The following is a 20,828-nucleotide window of genomic DNA, read 5'->3' as shown; positions in this document are numbered from 1 at the left end:
CGAAAGTCGCTCTTCAAAAATCGCTCGCCAGGCCCTTCACCTCCCAATCCTCGTAGCGGACGGGCTCGAGGCCGCCGCGGCCCTGGAGTTCCTTCTGCCTGGCGATCTCGGCCGCGCGGGCATCGATCTCGAGGCGGCGTTTCGCGGCCTCCTCCAGCGCGCGCTGGGCTGCGGGAGACAGAGGCTTGCCGGGGGCGGCGCCTTCGATGGGGCGATCCGAGGGGGTGTTGTCGTTCATGCTCATGCGGCGCCTTATGCCAGATCTCCGCGCCTCATGGGAGGCTGTTGGGAGGCTCTTGGGAGAGAGCTGGACCGTTCCCACATAGGGTTCGAAGGATGGATTTTCGTTGACGTTGAGGTGGAGACCGCAATGAACACCGTCAAGACCGGAATGCTGCTGGCAGGCCTGATGGCCCTGTTTGGCGTGGTCGGCTACTTTCTCGGCGGTGGGACCGGCATGATGATCGCGTTGGGCTTAGGCCTTGCGACCAACGTCTTCGCCTATTGGAATTCCGACCGCTTGGCGCTCGCCGCCCACCACGCGGTGGAAGTGGACGAGCGCACCGCGCCGGAGTTGGTCCATATGGTGCGCGACCTTGCAGGACGGGCCGGGCTGCCCATGCCGCGGGTCTACCTGATCGACAACCCGCAGCCCAATGCCTTCGCCACCGGGCGCAACCCGGAGAATGCGGCGGTGGCGGCCACCACGGGCCTGCTGCACATGCTCTCCCATGACGAGGTGGCGGCCGTGATGGCGCACGAGCTTGCGCATATCAAGAACCGCGATACGCTCATCATGACCGTAAGCGCCACCATCGCCGGCGCCATCGCGACGCTGGCGCAGTTCGGCTTCCTCTTCGGCGGCCGGGGCGAGAACCGGCCGAACCCCATCGTGATGCTGGCCACCGCCCTGCTCGCGCCGTTCGCCGCCATGATCATCCAGATGGCGATCAGCCGTTCGCGGGAATACGACGCCGACAAGCTCGGCGCCGAGATCAGCGGCCAGCCGCTGTCGCTCGCCTCGGCGCTCGCGCGCATCGCCGGCGGCGTGGCGCATATTCCCAACATGGACGCGGAGCGCCATCCGGCCTCGGCCTCGCTCTTCATCATCAACCCGCTCTCGGGGCGGGGCGTGGACAACCTGTTCTCGACCCACCCCGCGACGGAAAACCGGATTGCGGCCCTGCACGCTTTGGCGCAGGAGATGGGCACGCCGGCGCAGCCGCCCGGCTTCTTCCAGCAGCGTTCATCGAGCCCTTGGGGTTCTACTGGGGGCTCGACCGGCACACGCCGCGGGCCCTGGGGATAAATTTTGGATCAATCGAACGAACAGGGCCTTGGGCCACGCCGCCTCGCCTGGATGGCGGTGACGGAGACCATGAAGCGGCGCGTGCCGCTCGACGACGTCATGGAGGAGCTGTCCCGCGCGGAAAATCTCTCCGCCCGCGACGAGGCGCTCGCCCGCGCCATCGCCATCGTCACCTTCCGGCGCCTGGGCACTCTCGGCCACGCCTTAAGGGAACGGCTCAACAAGCCGCCCAAGGACGAGCGCCTGATGCATCTGCTCGCCATCGGCGCCGCGCAAATCCTGTTTCTCGACGTGCCGGACCATGCCGCCGTCGACAGCGCGGTGCAGCTCGCCCAGGACGATCCCAAGCTCCATCACGCCGGCGGCTTCATCAATGCCGTCCTGCGCCGTGTCGCCCGCGAGCGCGATCAGATCCTTGAACAGGACGATCCCTGGCTCGATACCCCCACCTGGCTCGAGCAGCGCTGGATCGCGCAATACGGAGAGCCGCTCGCCGCGCAGATCGTCGAGGCGCACCGCGCCATGGCCTCCGTCGATGTGACGGTGAAGGCGGATCTGGAAGCCTGGGCCGAGCGCCTCGGCGGCGTGCTTCTGCCCACCGGCAGCATCCGCCTCGTCGAGCGCACCGCGATCCGCGAGCTCCCCGGTTACGAAGACGGCGAATGGTGGGTGCAGGATGCGGCCGCCGCCCTCCCCGCCCGCCTGCTCCAGGCGAAGCCCGGCGAGCGCATCGCCGACCTCTGCGCCGCGCCCGGCGGCAAGACCGCGCAGCTCGCAGCGGCCGGCGCCGAGGTGCTCGCGGTCGACCGCTCGGCCAAGCGGCTGGAGCGGCTCGCGGAAAACCTCGCCCGCCTGCATCTGAAGGCCGAGACCAAGGCCCTCGATGCGGAAAAGCTCGATGCTGAGCCCTTCGACGCGATCCTGCTCGACGCCCCCTGCTCGGCCACCGGCACCATCCGCCGCCATCCGGACGTAGCCTGGACCAAAAGCGAGGAAGACATCCGCAAGCTCTCGGGCCTTCAGACCCGCCTGCTCGACAAGGCGGCAGGACTGCTCAAGCCCGGCGGGCGGCTGGTCTACTGCACCTGCTCGCTCGAAGCCGAGGAAGGCGAGCGTCAGGCAGAGGCCTTCCTGGCCCGCCATCCCGACTTCGCCCGCAAGCCCGTCACTCCCGACGAGATCGGCGGGTTTTCCGAATGCATCACGCCGCAGGGCGACCTGCGCACCCTGCCGAGCCATCTGGTCCTCGCAGACCATGACCGCTCCGGCCTCGACGGCTTCTTTGTCGCACGTTTTGTGCACAAAGGATCGTAGCTAAGGTGAATCGTCTCTTACCGGCTGTTAACCGGTCAGCAGGAACTCCTCTTCTAAGTTGGCTGGGATTCAAGCCGACAGAGGGAGCGCCACGGGTGGATTTCGGGCCGGATCGCTGGCGTCTGTACAGGCTTGCCGTTCGCGAGGCCGGCCGCGCCATGCGCGAAGGCATGGTGTGGAGCCTGACGCGCCTCTCGAGCGCGCCCGTGCCGACCCGGCTGCACTTCGCGCCGCAGGATCTGCGCACGGCCGATCCCACCATCGCCACCGACATCTATTCCGGCTTCTTCGCCTTTTCCGGCCGCGCGATCACCACGGGCGGGCGCTCGCCCTTCGCCTTCACCCCGCCGAGCCGCGCCTGGGGCGAGGCGCTCTACGGCTTCGGCTGGCTGCGCCACCTAAGGGCCGCCGGCACCGCGCTCGCCCAGGCCAATGCCCGCTCCCTGGTAGACGAGTTCGTCACCTCCAAGCTCGGCGACAAGCGCATCGCCTGCAGTCCCGAGATCACCGCGCGGCGGCTCATGTCCCTGATCAGCCAGTCGCCGCTGATCCTGGAAGGCGCCGACCACGCCTTCTACCAGCGTTTCCTGAGAATCATCGGCCAGCACGTGCGCAAGCTGGAACGGCAGGTCCGCTCCGGCGCCCTGCCCTTCCAGCAGCTCATGGCGGCGATCGCGCTCTGCTATGCCGGCCTGTGCTGCGAGGGCCTCGACCGCAATTTGCGTCGCGCAAGCCGCCTGCTCGCCCGCGAGCTCGAACGGCAGATCCTGGCGGACGGTGGCCATGTCAGCCGCAACCCGCGCATTGCCGTCGATCTCCTGTTCGATCTCCTGCCCCTGCGCCAGATGTTCGCCAGCCGCGAGGTCGACACGCCGGACGCCCTGCTCCACGCCATCGACCGGATGCTGCCGATGGTGCGCCTGTTCCGGCACGGGGACGGCACCCTCTCCCATTTCAACGGCATGGGCGTGACGGCTGCCGATCATCTTGCGACGCTGCTCACCTACGACGACATGCGCAGCCAGCCGATCCAGCACGCGCCGCATTCCGGCTACGAGCGGCTGGAGGCCGGCCGCACGCTGCTGGTGGCCGATGTGGGCGCTCCCCCGCCGCGTCCCCTGTCGCAGAATGCCGGCGCCGGCTGCCTGTCCTTCGAGTTCTCGAGCGCCGCGCAGCGCATCGTGGTCAATTGCGGAACGCCCTATATCGCGGGCGATGCGATCATCCAGGCCTCGCGTTCGACCGCGGCCCATTCGACCGCTTCCATCGACGACGTGTCGTCGTGCCAGATCGTCGACAAGAAGGGCGGCTGGCTGCAGCGCAGGATCTCGGCCTGGCTTCTGCGCCGGGTCGGCCCCATCGTCCTCAGCGCGCCTGAGCGGGTGGCGGCGGAGCGCAGCGAGCGCGAGCACGCTCAGATCCTCGGCGCCAGCCATGACGGCTACAAGCCGCGTTTCGGCATCACCCATGAGCGGCGCTGGCAGCTCTCGCCCAAGGGCAACGTGCTGGACGGCGAGGACAATTTCCTGACCGTAGGCGGCCGCGCCGGAACGGCGCAGGCGGTCATCCGCTTCCATCTGGCGCCCGGCATCAAGGCGAGCCGCGCTCAAGGAGGCCGGGCGGTGATGCTGGTGTTGCCCAACAAGGAGGCCTGGCAGTTTTCCGCCGCTCCGACCGAGGCGCAGCTCGAGGACAGCATCTTTCTCGCCACCGCCGACGGGATGCGGCGCACGGAGCAGATAGTGCTGACCATCCGCCCCAGCGAGACGCCTGTCGTGCGCTGGCGTTTTGAACGTCTGGCGCGCAGCTACGATCCGAGCGAGCCTCAGGATCTGGGGCCGGAGCTGCTCTGAAGACAGGTCTGTCGATCCGTTAGTGAAGACTCGGAGGATTTGAAGTCCCCGAGCCCTCACCATCTTCGTTTCATCAAGGCGGCGGATTCATTCTCCACCACTCGTCCATCCGGCTTTCAGGCTCGCGCCAGAGACCGATGTCTCGCAGCGCATGGTCGTTGAGCTGCTCCAGCCTTTGCAATGCCCGCCGGTGGATAAATCGGTTCCACCGCCCGCGGATACTGCTCACCCAGGATGCAAAATTCCTGAAAGCGAGAATGGCCGGATAGAAGCGGATCTTGCGTTTCGGCGAAGGGAAATGTGTGTTCATGCTCGCTCTCCACAATCGACATGAGGAGAGCAGAACCACAGGACCCTACCCGCCTCGGGAGGGTCCTCGGAATGATCACGCACGCATCAGCGCAACAGCCATCCCGCGCACCCTCTCAGGTACGTCCAGTGCATGGTAAGGCGGGACACGCGGTTGATCATGACAGAAGTCCTAGCAGAAGAAACACTATCCGCCAAGCTTCTTGAACCGCGAGGCAAGTGCTGCCGAGGTCTGGCGATGTCCGCCTCCGGCCTATCTCCAAAGGAGACTGCCATCGAGGCCCGCTCATCTGCTACGATTGAGCGGCGTTGCGTTCGAATCCCCGACGACATTGGAGCGAAGCATGTCCTCCAAGTTCCATGCGAAGAGTGCCGATGCGTATGAGCAGCTCATGGGCCGGTGGAGCCGGAGACTCGCACGGCCCTTTCTCGAATTTGCGGGGCTGGAACCGGGCGAGCGGGTGCTCGATGTCGGCTGCGGCACGGGCAGCCTGACCTTCACCATCCCTGAGGTCGCCGATGTCGGCAGCATCGACGGCATCGACTATTCCGAGACCTATGTGGAAGCCGCGCGGGAGCGGAACACCGATTCCCGGATCACGATCGCCCGCGGCGATGCCTGCGAACTTCCGTTTCCGGACGATTCCTTCGACAGGACCGTGGCGCTGCTGGTGCTTCATTTCATCCCGGAATCGGAGCAGGCGCTGAGCGAGATGACTCGCGTGACGAAACCCGGCGGGGTGGTTGCTGCTGCCGTCTGGGACAGTTTCGGCGGCATGCCGGTCCAGCGCATGTTCTGGGATACGGCGGCCGTGCTCGACCCTTCCTCCGCGAGCATTCGTGGCGAGAACTACTTCAAGCCGCTGACGCGACGCGGCGAGATGCAGGCGCTCTGGACGAAAACCGGTCTCGACAAGGTCAAGGAAACCGCCATCACGATCCACATGGACTTTCAGGATTTCGAGGATTACTGGCGCCCGATCGCCGATGGCGAAGGGCCGCTCGGGAAATATACCACCGGCCTGGACGACGAGCGCCGTGCGGCGTTCGAGCGAGCCTTGCGCGCCGCCTACGAAGCCGGCGAGCCCGATGGCCCGCGATCCTTCGCGGCCACCGCCTGGGTCTGCCGCGGAATCGTGCCGCGCTAGCGTCTTCCGCCTATGCGGCCGCAGCAGGTTCCCATCCCCGGCCTGCCGTGGTATCGCGCCCGCATCTTTTTCCTTGAATGGAGCGGCCGCCATGCCGAGCGACCTGAAGCGCGTCACCCGCGCTCTGCTTTCCGTATCCGACAAGACGGGTCTCGTGGATTTCGCCCGCGCGCTCTCCGAGCGCGGCATCGAGCTCGTCTCCACCGGCGGCACGCACAAGGCGCTGAGCGAAGCCGGCCTGGCGGTGAAGGACGTGAGCGAGGTCACCGGCTTTCCGGAGATGATGGACGGGCGCGTGAAGACGCTGCACCCGTCCGTCCACGGGGGGCTCCTTGGCATCCGCGGCAATCCGGAGCATCAGGCGGCGATGCTTGCCCATGGCATCCGCCCCATCGACCTGCTGGTGGTCAATCTCTACCCGTTCGAGACGACGGTGGCAGCCGGCAGGCCCTATGACGATTGCATCGAGAACATCGATATCGGCGGGCCGGCGATGATCCGCGCCGCCGCCAAGAACCACGGCGACGTGGCGGTGGTGGTGGACGGCGCCGATTACGCGTCCGTCCTCGACGATCTCGCCCGATACGACGGCTCGGTCACGCTGACCCTGCGTCGCCGCCTCGCCCAGAAGGCCTATTCCCGCACCGCCGCCTACGATGCGGCGATCTCCAACTGGTTCGCCGCCGAGCTCGCCGAGGAGACCCCACCCTTCCGCGCGCTCGGCGGCACCATCGCGGAGGTGCTGCGCTACGGCGAGAACCCGCACCAGAGCGCCGCTTTCTACCGCACGCCGGAAACCCGCCCCGGCGTCGCCACCGCCCGGCAGGTGCAGGGCAAGCAGCTTTCCTACAACAACATCAACGACACCGATGCCGCCTACGAGGCCGTGGCGGAGTTCGTCCCTGAGCGCTCCGCCGCCATCGTGATCGTCAAGCACGCCAACCCCTGCGGCGTAGCGGAGGGCACCACCCTGCGCGAGGCCTACGAGAAGGCTTTGCGCTGCGATCCGGTCTCGGCTTTCGGCGGCATCGTCGCCATGAACCGCCCGCTCGATGCTGAAGCCGCCAAGGCCATCACCGAGATTTTTACGGAAGTGATCATTGCACCCGATGCGACCGACGAGGCCATTGCCATCGTTGCCGCCAAGAAGAACCTGCGCCTGCTGCTCGCTGGCACCCTGCCCGATCCTCGGGCGGAGGGCCTGACCCTGCGCACCGTCGCCGGCGGGTTCCTGGCGCAGAACCGCGACAACGCGGTGGTCGAGGCCATGGACCTCAAGGTGGTCACGAAGCGCGCGCCCACGGAGCGCGAGCTCGACGACCTGCGCTTCGCCTTCCGCGTCGCCAAGCATGTGAAGTCGAACGCCATCGTCTACGCGAAGGATCTCGCCACGGTGGGCATCGGCGCCGGCCAGATGAGCCGCGTCGATTCCTCCCGCATCGCCGCCTGGAAGGCCGCCGAGGCGGCAAAGGCCGCAGGCCTGCCCGAGACCCTCGCCAGGGGCTCGGTGGTCGCCTCAGACGCTTTCTTCCCCTTCGCCGACGGTCTTCTCGCCGCGGCCGAGGCCGGCGCCACCGCCGTGATCCAGCCCGGCGGCTCCATGCGCGACGACGAGGTCATCAAGGCCGCCGACGAGGCCGGGCTCGCGATGGTGTTTACGGGGTATCGGCATTTCCGGCACTAAGACCGGCGCCGGCCGCCTAAATTCTATCCCACGTCATCACCGGCCTTGTGCCGGTGATCTCGATTGAGAGAAGCGCTCTTCTGATCGGGATGGCCGGGACAAGCCCGGCCATGACGTGGCGGGTGAGATGTGAGTGTGTCACCCCGTCGAACCACCCCCACCCCTGCCCCTCCCCGCAAGGGGCGCGGGAAAGCGCAAACACCGTCCCTGATGACGTTTCTCCCCTCCCTCCCCATATGAAGCGGAGCAGAAGGAGATTTCGATGATCGTCACCACCACGCCCAGCATCGAAGGCCGCCGCATCGCCGCCTACAAGGGCATCGTCTCGGGCGAGGCGATTCTCGGCGCCAACGTGTTCCGCGATTTCTTCGCCTCCATCCGCGACGTGGTCGGCGGGCGCTCGGGCTCCTATGAGCGCGTGCTGCGCGACGGACGCGACACCGCGCTCGAGGAGATGATCGACGAGGCGCAGCGCCTCGGCGCCCATGCCATCGTCGGCGTTCACATGGATTACGGCGCCATCGGCAAGAACGAGGGCATGATGATGGTGACCGTCAGCGGCACGGCGGTGACGCTGGAGTGAGCAGCGCTCACACGCGCTTGACGCCGCTCAAGAGCCAGAAACCGACGCACAGGAACAGGATCAGCACCGCCGGTCCCGCTCCTTGAGTCTGGAATATCGCGGTGGCGACGGCGACGGCGAGCGGGGCGAGGAAGGACGTGACTTTGCCTGAGAGCGCCAGCAGGCCGAAATAGCGGCCCGCGGCCTCGGCGGGAACGAGGCGCGCGAGCAGGCTGCGGGACGAGGCCTGCAACGGTCCCGCGACGGCGCCGATGACGAGGCCGAGCAGCACGAAGATCTTTTCCGGTGCTGAGCCGTACAGGCCGTCGTCGGGTGCGGGCGGGGCCGTCGGAATGACAAAGAGAACATGCTCGCGCCCGAGCGACAGCACGCCGACACAGACCAGCGCGAGGATGAGGATCGCGCCGAGGATCACGGGCTTGGCGCCGATGCGGTCGTCGAGCCGCCCGCCGACGAGCGCGCCCAGCGTCCCGGTGATGGTGAGCAGGATGCCGAAGATCCCGAGCTCGATCGCCTGCCAGCCGAACACGCCGGCGCCGTAGATGCCGCCGAAGGCGAAGAGCGCCACCAGCGCATCCTGATAGACCATGTTGGCGACGAGAAAGCGGCCGACGCTCTCGTGGCGGCGCGCATCCGCAATGGTGTTCTTCACCTGCGCGATTCCTGTTCTGGCAGCCTGCTTGAGGCTCATGGCGGAGCGGGGAATGTCGGGCGTGAACAGAAAGAGCGGCAGCACGAAGAGAAGGAACCACAGAGCCGAGAACGGACCGGTGATGCGGTCGCCCTCGCGGGCAGCCGGATCGAGGCCGAAGAGCGGATGGAGGCCGAAGACCGTCTTCATCGAAACGGGATCGGCGGCAAGGAAGCCCAGCACGATCACGAGCGAGACGAGGCCGCCGCAATAGCCCATCGCCCAGCCCGTTCCGGACAAGCGGCCGTAGCGCTCCGGCGGCACGAGATGCGGGATCATGGCATTGTTGAACACCGCCGCCACCTCCACGGCCACCGTGCCGAAGGCAAAGCCGACGAGCGCAATCGCGATGGCATGCGATTGCCCCGGCGCCGCGTACCAGAGCGCGAAGGATGCAGCGAACAGCACGAGGCCGCAGGTCGCGATCCACGGCTTCTTGGGTCCCGTCGCATCGGCGATCGAGCCCAGCACCGGCGAGAGGACGGCAAGCACCAACCCCGCTGCCGCGGTCGCATAGCCCCAGAGGCTCTGCCCCGTCACCGGATCGGGCGCCAGCGCGGAGGCGAAATAAGGCGCGAAGACGAAGGTGGTGACGAGGGTGAAGAAGGGCTGGCAGGCCCAGTCGAACAGAAGCCAGCCGAGGATCGCGGGGCGTGAGGCCTTTCGCGAGGGCATGAGGGGATTGGTGTCTCTCACAGGGCTTTGGTTTCCCTTAGCTTAGGGCTCTCGCTCTTTCCCCCTCCCCCTTGTGGGGAGGGGCTAGGGGTGGGGGTGTTTCCGCCACACGCGGATAGGCTACGCCCACACCCCCACCTCCAACTCCTCCCCACAAGGGGGAGGAGGGCTTGCTGCACTCTGTCTCGAACAGAAGAATTCAACTCATCCGCGCGAGATCGCCGAGCAGGCTCGCCGCGACGGTGATCTTCGACAGGGTCAGGCCCGAGGAGACGATGCCGTCGACCGCGCTTCGGATACGGTTGACGTCGGCGCCGCGCTTCTCGCTCCAGGCGCGCACCGCCTCCGCGCCCGAGAGGTCGAGCGAGGACACCTCAGCCGTCAGGCCGCGATGGGCATAGGCGATGCTGTCGATGGCGCGGTCGAGCGCCAGCCGGTCGAAATAATCGCTGACGGGGATGTCCTGCGCCGCGCCGATGAGCGCGCCGAGCCGGAAGGAGGCCTCGAGCGCGAAATGGGTGCGGGCGATGTCGGCAACGGGCTTGCCGGTCTTCTGTGCCGTCTGCACGATGTCGGGAGCCGCCACCAGATCGGGCAGCGCCGCGATGCGCCGGGCAAGCTCCTCCGGCGTGCCTTCGTCCACGAGCGCCTTCGTGCGTGCATCCCATGCGGCGAGCGATTCGGGCGACAGCGTCTCCTTGAGATGACGCTCCACCTCGGCAACCCCGGACTGGTAGGTGCCGATGATCTCGTCGAGGGAGTGATTGACGAAATCCACGTTGCGGATGAACCAGACGATCCGGTTCATGAGCACATCCTGCAATTCGCCGTAGAGACGCAGCTGCACCTGCCCTGGCACCTTGTCGTCGAGCGCATCGATGGCCGCATTCATCTCGGTAAGCCCGAAGGAATCGCGGGTCGCTGCATAGGCCGCCGCGATGGTGGGCGCATCCGCGCCGGTCTGGTCGACGAGGCGGGCCACCATGGTCGAGCCGCCGCGGTTGATGATCGCGTTGGCGAGCTGCGTCGCGATGATCTCGCGGCGCAGGCGATGGCTGGCGATCGCATCGGGGAAGCGCTCGCGCATCTCGGCGGGGAAATAGCGCTCCAGCTCCTTGCCGAGATAGGGATCGTCCGGCACCGGGCTCTCGAGCAGGGCGTCGTGCAGGGAGAGCTTGGCGTAAGCCAGCAGCACCGCGAGCTCGGGCCGCGTCAGCGCCTCGCCGCGGCGGGCACGCTCGGCGAGGATGCTGTCGTCGGGCAGATATTCCACCGCGCGGTTGAGGCGGCCTTGCGCTTCGAGCATATGCATCAGCCGGCGCGCGAAGCCGAGATCCGCGAGGCCACGCTGCTCTGACAGCGAGAGCGCGAGCGTCTGCAGGTAGTTGTTGCGCAGCACGAGCGCTGCGACGTCCTCCGTCATGTCCGCGAGAAGCGCGTTACGCTGGTCTTGCGTGAGGCGTCCGTCGCGCTCAGGGGTGGTCAGCCCGATCTTGATGTTCACCTCCACGTCGGAGGTGTTGACGCCGGCCGAATTGTCGATGGCATCCGTGTTGAGGCGCACGCCCTTCTGCGCGGCCTCGATGCGTCCGCGCTGGGTCACGCCGAGATTGGCGCCCTCGCCGATCACCTTGGCGCGCACGTCCGGCCCACTGATGCGGATCGCATCGTTGGCGCGGTCGCCCACCTGCTCGTCGGTCTCGGACGCGGCGCGGATATAGGTGCCGATGCCGCCGAACCAGAGCAGGTCGACGCGGGCTTTGAGGATCGCGTTCATCACCTCGGCGGGCGTCGCGTGCGGCTTGTCGATGTCGAGAAGCGCGCGGATCTCGTCCGAGAGCGGGATCGACTTCGCGTTGCGCGGGAACACGCCGCCGCCGGCCGAGATCAGGCTCTTGTCGTAATCCTGCCAGCTCGATCGCGGCAGGGCGAACAGCCGCTCGCGCTCCAAGAACGAGGCTTCCGGATCGGGATTCGGATCGATGAAGATGTCGCGGTGGTCGAAGGCCGCCACGAGCTTGAGCGCCCGCGACAGCAGCATGCCGTTGCCGAACACGTCGCCCGACATGTCGCCGACGCCGGCCACCGTCACCGGCGTCGTCTGGATGTCGATGTCGATCTCGCGGAAATGGCGCTTCACCGCCTCCCAGGCGCCCCGCGCCGTGATGCCCATCTTCTTGTGGTCGTAGCCCTGGCTGCCGCCCGAGGCGAAGGCGTCGCCGAGCCAATGGCCCTTCTCGATGGAGAGCGCATTGGCGATGTCGGAGAAGGTGGCCGTTCCCTTGTCGGCGGCGACCACGAGATAAGGATCGTCGCCGTCATGGCGCACCGTATCGGCCGGCGGCACCACATCGTCGCCGACGATGTTGTCGGTGAGCTGGAGCAGCGTGCGCACGAAGATCTTGTAGCTCTCGGTTCCCTCCGTCAGCCAAGCCTGCCGGTCGCTCGCCGGCGGCAGGTGCTTGGGCACGAAGCCGCCCTTGGCGCCCACCGGCACGATGACCGCATTCTTGACCTGCTGCGCCTTGACGAGGCCGAGCACCTCGGTGCGGAAATCCTGCGGACGGTCGGACCAGCGGAGGCCGCCGCGCGCCACCTTGCCGAAGCGCAGATGCACGCCTTCGACGCGGGGCGAATAGACGAAGATCTCGTAGAGCGGCCGCGGCAGGGCAAGCCCTTCCACCTTCGCGCATTCGAACTTGAACGCGATGGTCTGGCGCGGCAGGCCGTTGTCCTCGAGCTGGAAGAAGTTGGTGCGGATCGCGGCTTCGATCAGGTTGATGAAGCGGCGCAGGATCCGGTCGTCGTCGAGGCTCGTGACATTCTTAAGCTGTTCCTCGATCCGCTCGCGGATCGAGGCCTCGGCGGCGGCGCGCCCGGCCTCCTTGCGCGGGTCGAAGCGGGCGTAGAAGAGCTTGACCAGCTCGGCAGCAATGCCGCCGTGCCGGGCCAGCGTTTCGGCGATGTAATCCTGCGCGTAGGTGACCTGGATCTGGCGCAGGTAGCGGCCGAGCGCGCGCACCATGGCGACGTCGCGCCAGCCGAGGCCGGCTTCGAGCACGAGACGGTTGTAGCCGTCCGACTCCGCGAGGCCGCGGAAGAGCGCGAGCAGGGCCGCCTCGATCAGCGCCTGGATCTCGTCGATCTTGATGACGCCGCCCGCCGCGCGCTCCAGGGTCATGTCGTGCAGCCACACCCGGTCGGTGTTGCTGAAGGCGACCCGGTAGGTTCGCTCGTTGACGACGCGGAAACCGAGGTTCTCCAGAAGCGGCACCCGCTCCGAGAGCGGCAGCGCCACGTTGAGCGAGAACACCTTCAGGTTCACGCGTGTTTCTTCGTCGCCCTCGCGGCGGTAGAGATCGACGGCGCGCGGCCGCGCCTCCGAGAGCTGCTCCAGAAGCGCGATGTCGGCGATGGCCTGCTCGGCTCCGAAAGCCTCGCGATAGGCGGCGCTGAAGGCTTCGGCATACCGGGTGGCGAGCGAACGCGCCCGCGCGCCGCCGACGGTCTCGTCGAGCGCATCGCGCAGGGCGTCGCTCCAAGTGCGGACGATGGCGGAAATGCCCTTCTCCAGGGTCTCTCGCGCCACCTGCGGCGTCTGACCCTCGTCGCGGCCGATGATGTAATGCGTGCGCGAGAGCGGCCCTTCCGGATAGGCCGGATAGGAGGCGGACATGCGCCCCTCGTAGATCGAGGCGAGGAACTGGCCGATGCGCAGGCGGGCCTGCGTGTCGTAGCGGTCCTTCGGCACGAAGACGAGAACCGACACGAAGCGGTCGAACTCGTCGACGCGGGCGAGCGCGCGTACCCGCGGACGCTCCGACAGGTTCATGATGTCGATGGCGAAGTGGTAGAGCGTATCCTCGTCGATCTGGAACAGCTCGTCGCGCGGATAGTTCTCCAGCACGTTGAGGAGCGCACGGCTCGCATAGCTCGACGGGTCGAAACCGGCGCGGGCGATCAGCTTCGCCACCTTGAGGCGCAGGTAAGGCACCTCGGCGGTGGTGTTGGTATAGGCGCTCGCCGTGAACAGGCCGACGATGCGCAACTCGCCGCGCAGGCGCCCGTTCTCGTCGAACAGCTTGACGCCGATATAGTCGAGATGCGCCCGGCGGTGGACGCGGGATTTCACGTTCGCCTTGGTGATGATGAGGGCCTGCGGCCGCTCCAGGAAGGCGCGGATTTCCGGCGTCATCGCCACGAGCTCGCGCCCGCGCCGCAACACGCGCACGGACGGATCGCGCAGAAGCCCGAGGCCCGAGCCCTCCACCGGATCAGCGGCGGTGTCGCCCGAAGGCAGACGGTATTCACGTAACCCCAAGAACGTGAAGTTGTCGCGCGAGATCCAGTCGAGGAAGGCGGTCGCCTCCTTGACCTCGTCCTCCGGCAGGGGCGGAGGGTTGAGGCGGTAATTGTGCACGATCTCCGCGACGCGGGCGCGCATGCCCGGCCAGTCGTGCACGGCGACCGCCACGTCGTTGTGGACGAGGCGCATGGTGTCGATCAGGCGGGTGCGGGTTTCCGGATCGTCGATGCGGGGCAGGTGAATGTGGATGAAGCTTTCGCGCTTCACCCCGAGCCGCAAGGCTGCCGTGGCCTCGCCGACGAGGCGCACGAGCGCACCGCTCGCATCCCGTTCCACCGCCAGGATCGGATGCGCCACGAGCAGCGGCTCATAGCCCTCGTCGACGATCTCGGCGAGCGTCGAATCGAGCAGGAAGGGCATGTTGTCGTTGACGATCTCGAGCACCGTCACGTCCTGGCGCCGGCCCTCGCGCTCGATCTCGAAATCGAAGAGGCGGATGTCGGCGCCGTCCGGGGTGCGGGGCGCCTTGAGGTGCTCGAAGGCTTCCGCTGCGAGATCCGCCAGCGTCTGCGGCGAATAGGGGGCGAGGTCCTCGGGCGGCACGCGCCCGAACAGATCGCGCAGGAAGGTTGGCGGAATGGCCTTATGGCCTTTTTCCAGCACGGCAACGGCCTCGGCCGTCAACTCGCTTCCGCTGGTCGGTGTATCCAGCTTCATGCGCGCATCCTCTTGTGTTTAGTTGCGGGAGCGTTGCCACAGAGCGTAAGGTTGCGCAACCGAAGCCTGCCGTTCCGTGCGGGGTAGCGTTAAGTTATTGCAGCGCACAGACGATTTACGCTGCCTGAGCCTCCGCCGACGACAGATTCGCGTCGCCCCATTCCTTCATCGCCATGAGCACCGGCTCAAGGCTCCGGCCGCGGGCCGTGAGCGTATATTCGACCCGGGGCGGGACCTGGGCATAGACCGTGCGGACGATGAGCCTGTCGGCCTCGAGCTCCCGCAATTGATGGGTGAGCATGCGCTGGGTGATCGACGGGATGAGCCGGCGCAGCTCGTTGAAACGCAAGGTTCCGCGCAGGAGCTTGTAGAGTACGATGATTTTCCACTTGCCGTCGATCAGGCTCATCGTCCGTTCGACGGAGCAACCCTGAACCCTCGGCACCCTCCGGGACCCACGCGGCATCACGGTATCCTTTTTGACACTATGGGCTGTTTTTGTGCGTTCTTGCAGCATCCTACCCTATGCCCAACTATGTCCCCATCACCAGGAGACAAGCCATGCGCGCCGTCGGATACCAGCAATCCCTGCCCATCGACCAAGATTCCTCCCTCGTCGATGTCGACCTGCCCCGCCCCGAGCCCGGGCCGCGCGACCTGCTTGTGGAGATCAAGGCTGTGTCCCTGAACCCGGTCGACACCAAGGTGCGCATGCGGGCTCAAGCGGAGCCCGGCGGCTGGAAGGTCCTGGGCTTCGATGCCTCCGGGATCGTCAGAGGAACGGGCAAGGACGTGTCCCTGTTCAAGGAGGGCGACGAGGTGTTCTATGCCGGGGCCATCACGCGGCCCGGCACCAATGCCGAGTTTCACGCGGTCGACGAGCGGCTGGTCGGCGCCAAGCCGAAATCCCTCAGCTTCGAGGAGGCGGCCGCCATGCCGCTCACGACCCTGACCGCCTGGGAAACCCTGTTCGACCGGCTCGAGATCAAGCGTCCGGTCAAGGGCGCGGCTCCGGCGATCCTGATCGTCGGCGGGGCTGGCGGCGTCGGCTCCATCGCGACCCAGCTCGCGCGAAAGCTCACGGATCTCACCGTGATCGCCACCGCCTCGCGGCCGGAGACGCAGGCTTGGGTCAAGGAGCTTGGCGCGCATCATGTGGTCGATCACAGCAAGCCCCTCGCCGCTCAGGTCGAGGCTTTGGGGCTCGGCGCGCCGGCCTTCATCTTCTCGATCACCCAGACCGAGACGCATTTCGCGGAGATCGCCAAAACCATCGCGCCGCAGGGCCGCTTCGCCCTGATCGACGATCCGAAGACGCCACTCGACATCAGCCTGCTGAAGGGCAAGAGCGTGTCGATCCACTGGGAATCCATGTTCACCCGCTCGACCTTCCAGACCGCCGACATGGAGCGTCAGCACGAGATCCTGAGCGAGGCGTCGCGCCTCGTCGATGCGGGCACGATCAGGACGACGCTCGCCGATGTGATCGGCACCATCGATGCCGTCAATCTCAGGCGCGCGCACGGCCTCATCGAGAGCGGCCGCACGCGCGGCAAGATCGTGCTGTCGGGGTTTTAGAGCCTCGGACCGGAAATGAGACTCCTGGCTTCTGTGCGAGGCCGAGCTGTGATTCACTGCCTGGACTGGGAGGTGGATTATGGGTCATTGCTATTCCCTGGATCTGCGGGTGCGCGTCGCCGACTTTGTCGATGCAGGTCATTCCTGCCGGGCGGCAGCCCAGCACTTTGACGTCAGCGAGAGTTTCGCCATCAAGCTGGTGCAGCGGAAGCGGCGGTTCGGCTCGCCGGCACCGGCCCGGCAAGGCCGTCCGCCCGGACGCGGCAAGCTGGTGCCCTATGAGAGCTTCTTGATCCAGACGGTCGAGGCCGAGCCGGCCATCACCATGCCCGAGCTGGCCGCAAGGCTGCTGACTGAGCATGGGATCGTTGCGGCTCCCGCGATGCTCTCGCGCTTCCTGTGCCGGCACGGCTTCTCATATAAAAAAATGCCTGATGGCGGCGGAGTGCGCACGCGCCGATGTGCGGGATGAGCGCCGGGTCTGGCATGCCCAGCGCCAGCCGCGCATGCGCCAGGAGACGCACCGGCTGGTGTTCCTGGACGAGACGTATGTCAACACCAAGATGACGCGCCTGCGCGGGCGGAGCCGCAGGGGCCAGCGCCTACGCATGAAAGCTCCCTTTGGACACTGGAAAACCCATACCTTTCTGGCTGGGCTACGGTGCAACGAGTTGTGCGCGCCGTGGATCATCGATGGCCCGATCACCCGGTTGGCGTTCGAGGCTTACATTGAGACGCAGCTCGCGCCGACGCTGCGCAAAGGCGATGTGGTGATCCTCGACAACCTGGCTGTCCACAAGAGCGAGAAGGCCGCTCAGTGTCTGAAGCAACGCGGAGCCTGGTTCCTGTTTTTACCTGCTTATTCGCCTGATCTTAATCCAATTGAACAGGCCTTTGCCAAGATCAAAGCGCACTTGCGCAAGGCCGAGGCCCGAACGTTCGACGCGCTCTGGCGAGCGCTCGGTGAGATCTGCAACCTGTTCGAACCACAAGAGTGCTGGAACTACCTTAAGGCTGCCGGATATGCGTCCGTTTAACCGTCCGATGCTCTAGAGCATCGGACGAAAAAGCGGATCCACGACGCTCCGCCTCTTTCCACTGAGCAGAGGTGGGAACCAAGCGGGTCCGACAAATCGTCCGATGCTCTAGCGCATCTTTGAAGAGCGCATCGTTGGGCGCGGACCCAGCGGGCCACGCCAGTGAAAACCGGGTCCACTTTTCACTGACGTGGCCCTCGGGTCGCTGACGCGGCCCTCTGGGTCCGCACGATGCGCTGGTGATCTGCGGATGCGGGCTTTGTCTTTACGAAACGTTAACGACAAAACGATTTCGGAGCGCTTTGCGATGTCGATGCGCAAAGCGCTCTCGACAAAAGAAAAGGCTGCCGTGAAGGCAGCCTTGTGTCTCGAGGGTGGCCCGGCTCCTCAAGCGACTCAGAGGGCTGGGGGGCTGACGTGTCCAAGCCGTTCGATGAGCCGGGCCGTCGAGGCAACTTGAGCATTTACGGAATTCAGTACGGCTCCTTCGGGGCACGAATGCGGCAGGAATAAGATTTGCAAAAGAACCCGTGATTCAATGTGTCGTGATGGGTTGATCCCTTAGCCGACGAAGCCCATCATCAGGGGACAACGTTTCATGGGAGGCTTCATGAGCGAAGGTGACGTCGCAGAGCCGCTGCGCGGCGGCGCGATGCAGGGTTCGGCCCACATCGTTCCTTTCCCCGCCGCGCCGAAACAGGTTTCATTCGACCGGGCCGAATTGCAGGCCATCTTGAATCTCTACGGCCGCATGGTGGCGGCCGGCGAATGGCGCGATTACGCGATCGACTTCATGCCCGAGAAGGCCGTGTTCTCCATCTTCCGGCGCGCCTCGGAAGTGCCCCTCTACCGCATCGAGAAGGATCCGAAGCTCGCCAAGAAACTGGGTGCCTATTCGGTCATCGTCTCGACGGGTCTGATCCTCAAGCGCGGACATGAACTCGCGCGCGTGCTGCGCGTGCTCGACAAGCCGAAGGTCGTATCCGCTTAAGCGACGGGAAGAATTAACCGGCGGCGATGGGCCGTGTCGGCGGCGCCTCGATGCCGTGCCCCAGCCTGCGCTCCATCAGCACGGTCGAGAGCCAGCGCCCGTGCTTGTAGCCGATGCCCTTGAAAACTCCGACAAGCTCGAAGCCGAGGCTCCTGTGCAGGGCGATGGAGCCATGCGAATCCTCGTCGCCGATGACCGCCACGATGAGCCGGAAATCGAGCGCCTCGCATTCATCGAGCAGAGCGCCAAGAAGCGCCCGCCCGACGCCCTTTCCCTGCGCGGAAGGCGCGACATAAATCGAGTCCTCCACCGTCGAACGGTAGGCCGGACGCGTGCGATAGGCGCCCGCATAGGCATAGCCGAGGATCGTGCCGTCCTTCTCCGCCACGATATACGGATAGCCGCCATCGAGGATCGCGGCCCGGCGGCCGGCCATCTCCGTCCTTGAGGGCGGATCAAGCTCGAAGGATGCCGTGCCATACGTCACGGCATGGGCATAGATGGCGGTGATGGCGTCGAGATCGGATTCGGCGGAAGGGCGGATGAGGATCGTCATGCGGATTCTCTAAAACACTTTCGACCGGATAGGGAATAGCATTCCGCATGTGGGAAGACTGTCTTTCGGTCCCCGTTTGGTCCTAGCATGGAGCATCAAGAGAAAGGCCTGCGCGTGAACCAGCTCAGCCCGAGCGAGATGGCGCCGTCCGGAGAATCCCGGACGCAGGCCTATGTGGTGTGGACGGCGATCCTCGCCTCCAGCATGGTCTTTGCCGATGGCGCCATCGTCACCGTCGCGATCCCGCAGATGCGGGAGAGCCTGCAGGCTTCCCTGTCGGAGATGCAGTGGATCAGCAACGCCTATGCGCTGACGCTCTCCGCCTTCCTGCTGCTGGGCGGCGCGGCGGGCGATGCCTATGGCCTCAGGCGGATCTTCATGATCGGCATCGCCGGCTTCGGCCTGACCTCGCTGTGGTGCGGCCTGTCCGGATCGGCCGGGATGCTGATCGCGGCCCGGACTTTCCAGGGGATCGGCGGCGCGCTCCTGGTGCCGGGTTCGCTCGCGCTGATCAGCGCCCATTTCCCGAAAGAGGCGCGGGGCAAGGCCATCGGCACCTGGGCGGCCGCCTCCGCCATCGCCGCGGCGCTCGGGCCGATCCTCGGCGGCTGGCTGATCGATATCGGCCCTTGGCAGGCGATCTTCTGGATCAACCTGCCCATCGCCGCCCTAGCCCTGTGGCTGTGCTGGAAACATATCCCGGAAAGCCAAGTGGCACATGGCGCCGCCATGGACTGGCTGGGCGGCGCCCTTGCCGTGATCGGCCTCGGGCTCCTCGCCTATGGATTGACGGCTTTCGGCGAAAAGGACAGCCATCGCGGCCTGGCCGTCGGGCTGACGCTCGCCGGCGCGGCGGTGCTCGGCCTCTTCATCCACCATGAGAAGCGGGCGGCGGCTCCGATGATGCCGCTCGACCTGTTTCGCTCCTCCGCCTTCACCAATGTCAATCTGTTGACGCTGCTGCTCTATTTCGCGCTCAGCGGGGCCCTGTTCTTTCTGCCGACGGCGCTGATCGAGGCTCACGGCTATTCGGCCGCCAAGGCCGGCTCCGTCTTCCTGCCGTTCACGCTCGTCATGGCCCTCCTGTCCCGGCTCGGAGGCACGATGGCCGATCGGTTCGGCGTAAAAATGCTGCTGACGGTCGGGCCCGCCATCACGGGGGTGAGCTTCGCGCTTCTGGCGCTTGCCGTGTTTCACGGCAGCTACTGGTTCGCGGTCGCGCCCGTCATGGCCGCGATGGGACTGGGCATGGGAATCACCGTCGCGCCGCTGTCGACCACCGTCATGAACGCGGTTTCCGACGACCGCATCGGGGTCGCCTCGGGCATCAACAATGCGATCTCGCGCGTCGCGGGCCTGATCGCCGTCGCCGGGCTCGGCGTCGTCGCCACATTCGGATTCCAGCACGCCGCCGCATGGGTCAGCCCGGCTATGGCCGATCTTTTCACGCAGGCGACCTTCGGCACGCCTCTGCCGTCCGAAGCTCAAACCGAGGCCGTGCGGGAGATCTATGCCGCGTCCATAATCGGCGGGTTCGCGCTGGTGGCGCTGATCTGCGCCGCGGCCGCCATCGCGAGCGCTTATTTCGGCCACCGGTCGGCGCCCTCGGGACAGGCTTAAGTTCTTTCACGCGCTCACTCACGCAAAGGACTCGCCGCTTCGCTGATTTGGGCGTTAACTGCCTCGGCTGGGGCCAAACTCTGACGGGACGAGGTGAGCCATGGCCATGTATCTTACGCGCTTCAGCTACACGCCCGAGACCTGGGCGCGCCTGATCGAGAACCCTGAGGATCGGCGAAAGGCAGCCAGTTCGTACATCGAATCGGTCGGCGGAAAGCTGCACGGGTTCTGGTACGCCTTCGGCGAACACGATGGCTGGAACTTATGGGAAGCGCCGGACAACGTGTCGATGGCGTCCGTCGTGCTAGCCATCGGCGCGGGCGGCGCACTGCGCTCGAGCGAGACGACCGTCCTCATCAGCGTCGAAGAGCTGATGCAGGCCCTCGCGAAGGCGAAGTCGGTCAAGTATCGCCCGCCGGGAACATGAGGGCTGTCGGGCGCCCGCCGCGAATAAGAA

16 protein-coding genes and 1 pseudogene are annotated in these 20,828 nt (G+C 66.2%); 11 read left to right on the top strand and 6 right to left on the bottom strand.

Going from position 1 to position 20,828, the window contains the following annotated elements; translation table 11 throughout:
* Positions 1–13 precede the first annotated feature (13 nt).
* The gene (locus BB934_RS13660) at positions 14–244 is read right to left on the bottom strand and encodes a DUF1674 domain-containing protein (RefSeq protein ID WP_173909454.1); all 231 of its coding nucleotides are present in this window, start codon (positions 242–244) and stop codon (positions 14–16) included.
* A gap of 126 nt (positions 245–370) precedes the next feature.
* Here BB934_RS13660 and htpX point away from each other — a divergent pair, with 126 nt between their 5' ends.
* From htpX to BB934_RS13645, 3 genes are all read left to right on the top strand, one after another.
* Positions 371–1,309: a zinc metalloprotease HtpX gene (htpX, locus tag BB934_RS13655; RefSeq protein ID WP_099510121.1), complete on the top strand. Its 939-nt coding sequence runs from the start codon at positions 371–373 to the stop codon at positions 1,307–1,309.
* Between the two features lie 51 nt (positions 1,310–1,360).
* Positions 1,361–2,623 carry an RsmB/NOP family class I SAM-dependent RNA methyltransferase gene (locus BB934_RS13650; protein WP_099512837.1) on the top strand — a complete coding sequence of 421 codons (1,263 nt, stop codon included), beginning with the start codon at positions 1,361–1,363 and terminating at the stop codon, positions 2,621–2,623.
* Positions 2,624–2,718: 95 nt separating this feature from the next.
* On the top strand, positions 2,719–4,476 hold the full coding sequence (locus BB934_RS13645) for a heparinase II/III family protein (protein WP_099510120.1): 1,758 nt from the start codon (positions 2,719–2,721) through the stop codon (positions 4,474–4,476).
* A 73-nt stretch (positions 4,477–4,549) separates the two neighbouring features.
* On the opposite strand, the gene BB934_RS13640 is transcribed toward BB934_RS13645, so the two are convergent.
* A complete protein-coding gene (locus tag BB934_RS13640; protein ID WP_099510119.1) occupies positions 4,550–4,786 on the bottom strand; it encodes a hypothetical protein in 237 nt (78 codons plus the stop codon).
* A gap of 343 nt (positions 4,787–5,129) precedes the next feature.
* Here BB934_RS13640 and BB934_RS13635 point away from each other — a divergent pair, with 343 nt between their 5' ends.
* From BB934_RS13635 to BB934_RS13625, 3 genes are all read left to right on the top strand, one after another.
* A complete protein-coding gene (locus BB934_RS13635; protein ID WP_099510118.1) occupies positions 5,130–5,933 on the top strand; it encodes a class I SAM-dependent methyltransferase in 804 nt (267 codons plus the stop codon).
* Positions 5,934–6,024: 91 nt separating this feature from the next.
* Positions 6,025–7,617 carry a bifunctional phosphoribosylaminoimidazolecarboxamide formyltransferase/IMP cyclohydrolase gene (gene purH, locus BB934_RS13630; protein ID WP_099510117.1) on the top strand — a complete coding sequence of 531 codons (1,593 nt, stop codon included), beginning with the start codon at positions 6,025–6,027 and terminating at the stop codon, positions 7,615–7,617.
* 262 nt (positions 7,618–7,879) lie between these two features.
* Positions 7,880–8,200 (top strand): heavy metal-binding domain-containing protein, encoded by a 321-nt coding sequence (locus BB934_RS13625; RefSeq protein ID WP_099510116.1) that lies wholly within the window; start codon positions 7,880–7,882, stop codon positions 8,198–8,200.
* Positions 8,201–8,207: 7 nt separating this feature from the next.
* Here BB934_RS13625 and BB934_RS13620 read toward each other — a convergent pair whose 3' ends face one another.
* The 3 genes from BB934_RS13620 to BB934_RS13610 form a co-directional block, all read right to left on the bottom strand.
* A complete protein-coding gene (locus BB934_RS13620) occupies positions 8,208–9,566 on the bottom strand; it encodes an MFS transporter (protein WP_173909453.1) in 1,359 nt (452 codons plus the stop codon).
* A 199-nt stretch (positions 9,567–9,765) separates the two neighbouring features.
* Entirely contained in the window at positions 9,766–14,589 is a 4,824-nt protein-coding gene (locus BB934_RS13615; RefSeq protein WP_099510114.1) for an NAD-glutamate dehydrogenase, read from the bottom strand.
* A 115-nt stretch (positions 14,590–14,704) separates the two neighbouring features.
* Positions 14,705–15,055, bottom strand: a complete 351-nt coding sequence (locus BB934_RS13610) for a winged helix-turn-helix transcriptional regulator (RefSeq protein ID WP_099510113.1) — start codon at positions 15,053–15,055, stop codon at positions 14,705–14,707.
* A gap of 95 nt (positions 15,056–15,150) precedes the next feature.
* On the opposite strand from BB934_RS13610, the gene BB934_RS13605 reads away from it, so the two are divergent.
* From BB934_RS13605 to BB934_RS13595, 3 genes and pseudogenes are all read left to right on the top strand, one after another.
* Positions 15,151–16,167, top strand: a complete 1,017-nt coding sequence (locus BB934_RS13605) for a zinc-binding alcohol dehydrogenase family protein (protein ID WP_099510112.1) — start codon at positions 15,151–15,153, stop codon at positions 16,165–16,167.
* Positions 16,168–16,246: 79 nt separating this feature from the next.
* Positions 16,247–17,204 (top strand): annotated as a pseudogene (locus BB934_RS13600) (IS630 family transposase).
* A gap of 610 nt (positions 17,205–17,814) precedes the next feature.
* Positions 17,815–18,195 (top strand): DUF2794 domain-containing protein, encoded by a 381-nt coding sequence (locus tag BB934_RS13595; protein WP_099512835.1) that lies wholly within the window; start codon positions 17,815–17,817, stop codon positions 18,193–18,195.
* A gap of 13 nt (positions 18,196–18,208) precedes the next feature.
* Here the strand turns inward: BB934_RS13595 and BB934_RS13590 are convergent, their stop codons facing one another.
* Positions 18,209–18,751 (bottom strand): GNAT family N-acetyltransferase, encoded by a 543-nt coding sequence (locus tag BB934_RS13590; RefSeq protein WP_099510111.1) that lies wholly within the window; start codon positions 18,749–18,751, stop codon positions 18,209–18,211.
* Positions 18,752–18,838: 87 nt separating this feature from the next.
* On the opposite strand from BB934_RS13590, the gene BB934_RS13585 reads away from it, so the two are divergent.
* On the top strand, positions 18,839–20,371 hold the full coding sequence (locus tag BB934_RS13585; RefSeq protein ID WP_099510110.1) for an MFS transporter: 1,533 nt from the start codon (positions 18,839–18,841) through the stop codon (positions 20,369–20,371).
* A gap of 100 nt (positions 20,372–20,471) precedes the next feature.
* Entirely contained in the window at positions 20,472–20,798 is a 327-nt protein-coding gene (locus tag BB934_RS13580; RefSeq protein WP_162299163.1) for a GYD domain-containing protein, read from the top strand.
* The last annotated feature ends 30 nt before the right edge of the window (positions 20,799–20,828 follow it).

Origin of the sequence: Microvirga ossetica, from assembly GCF_002741015.1 — a bacterium.
GTDB lineage: Bacteria > Pseudomonadota > Alphaproteobacteria > Rhizobiales > Beijerinckiaceae > Microvirga > Microvirga ossetica.
This window is presented reverse-complemented; position numbering and strand designations above follow the sequence as displayed.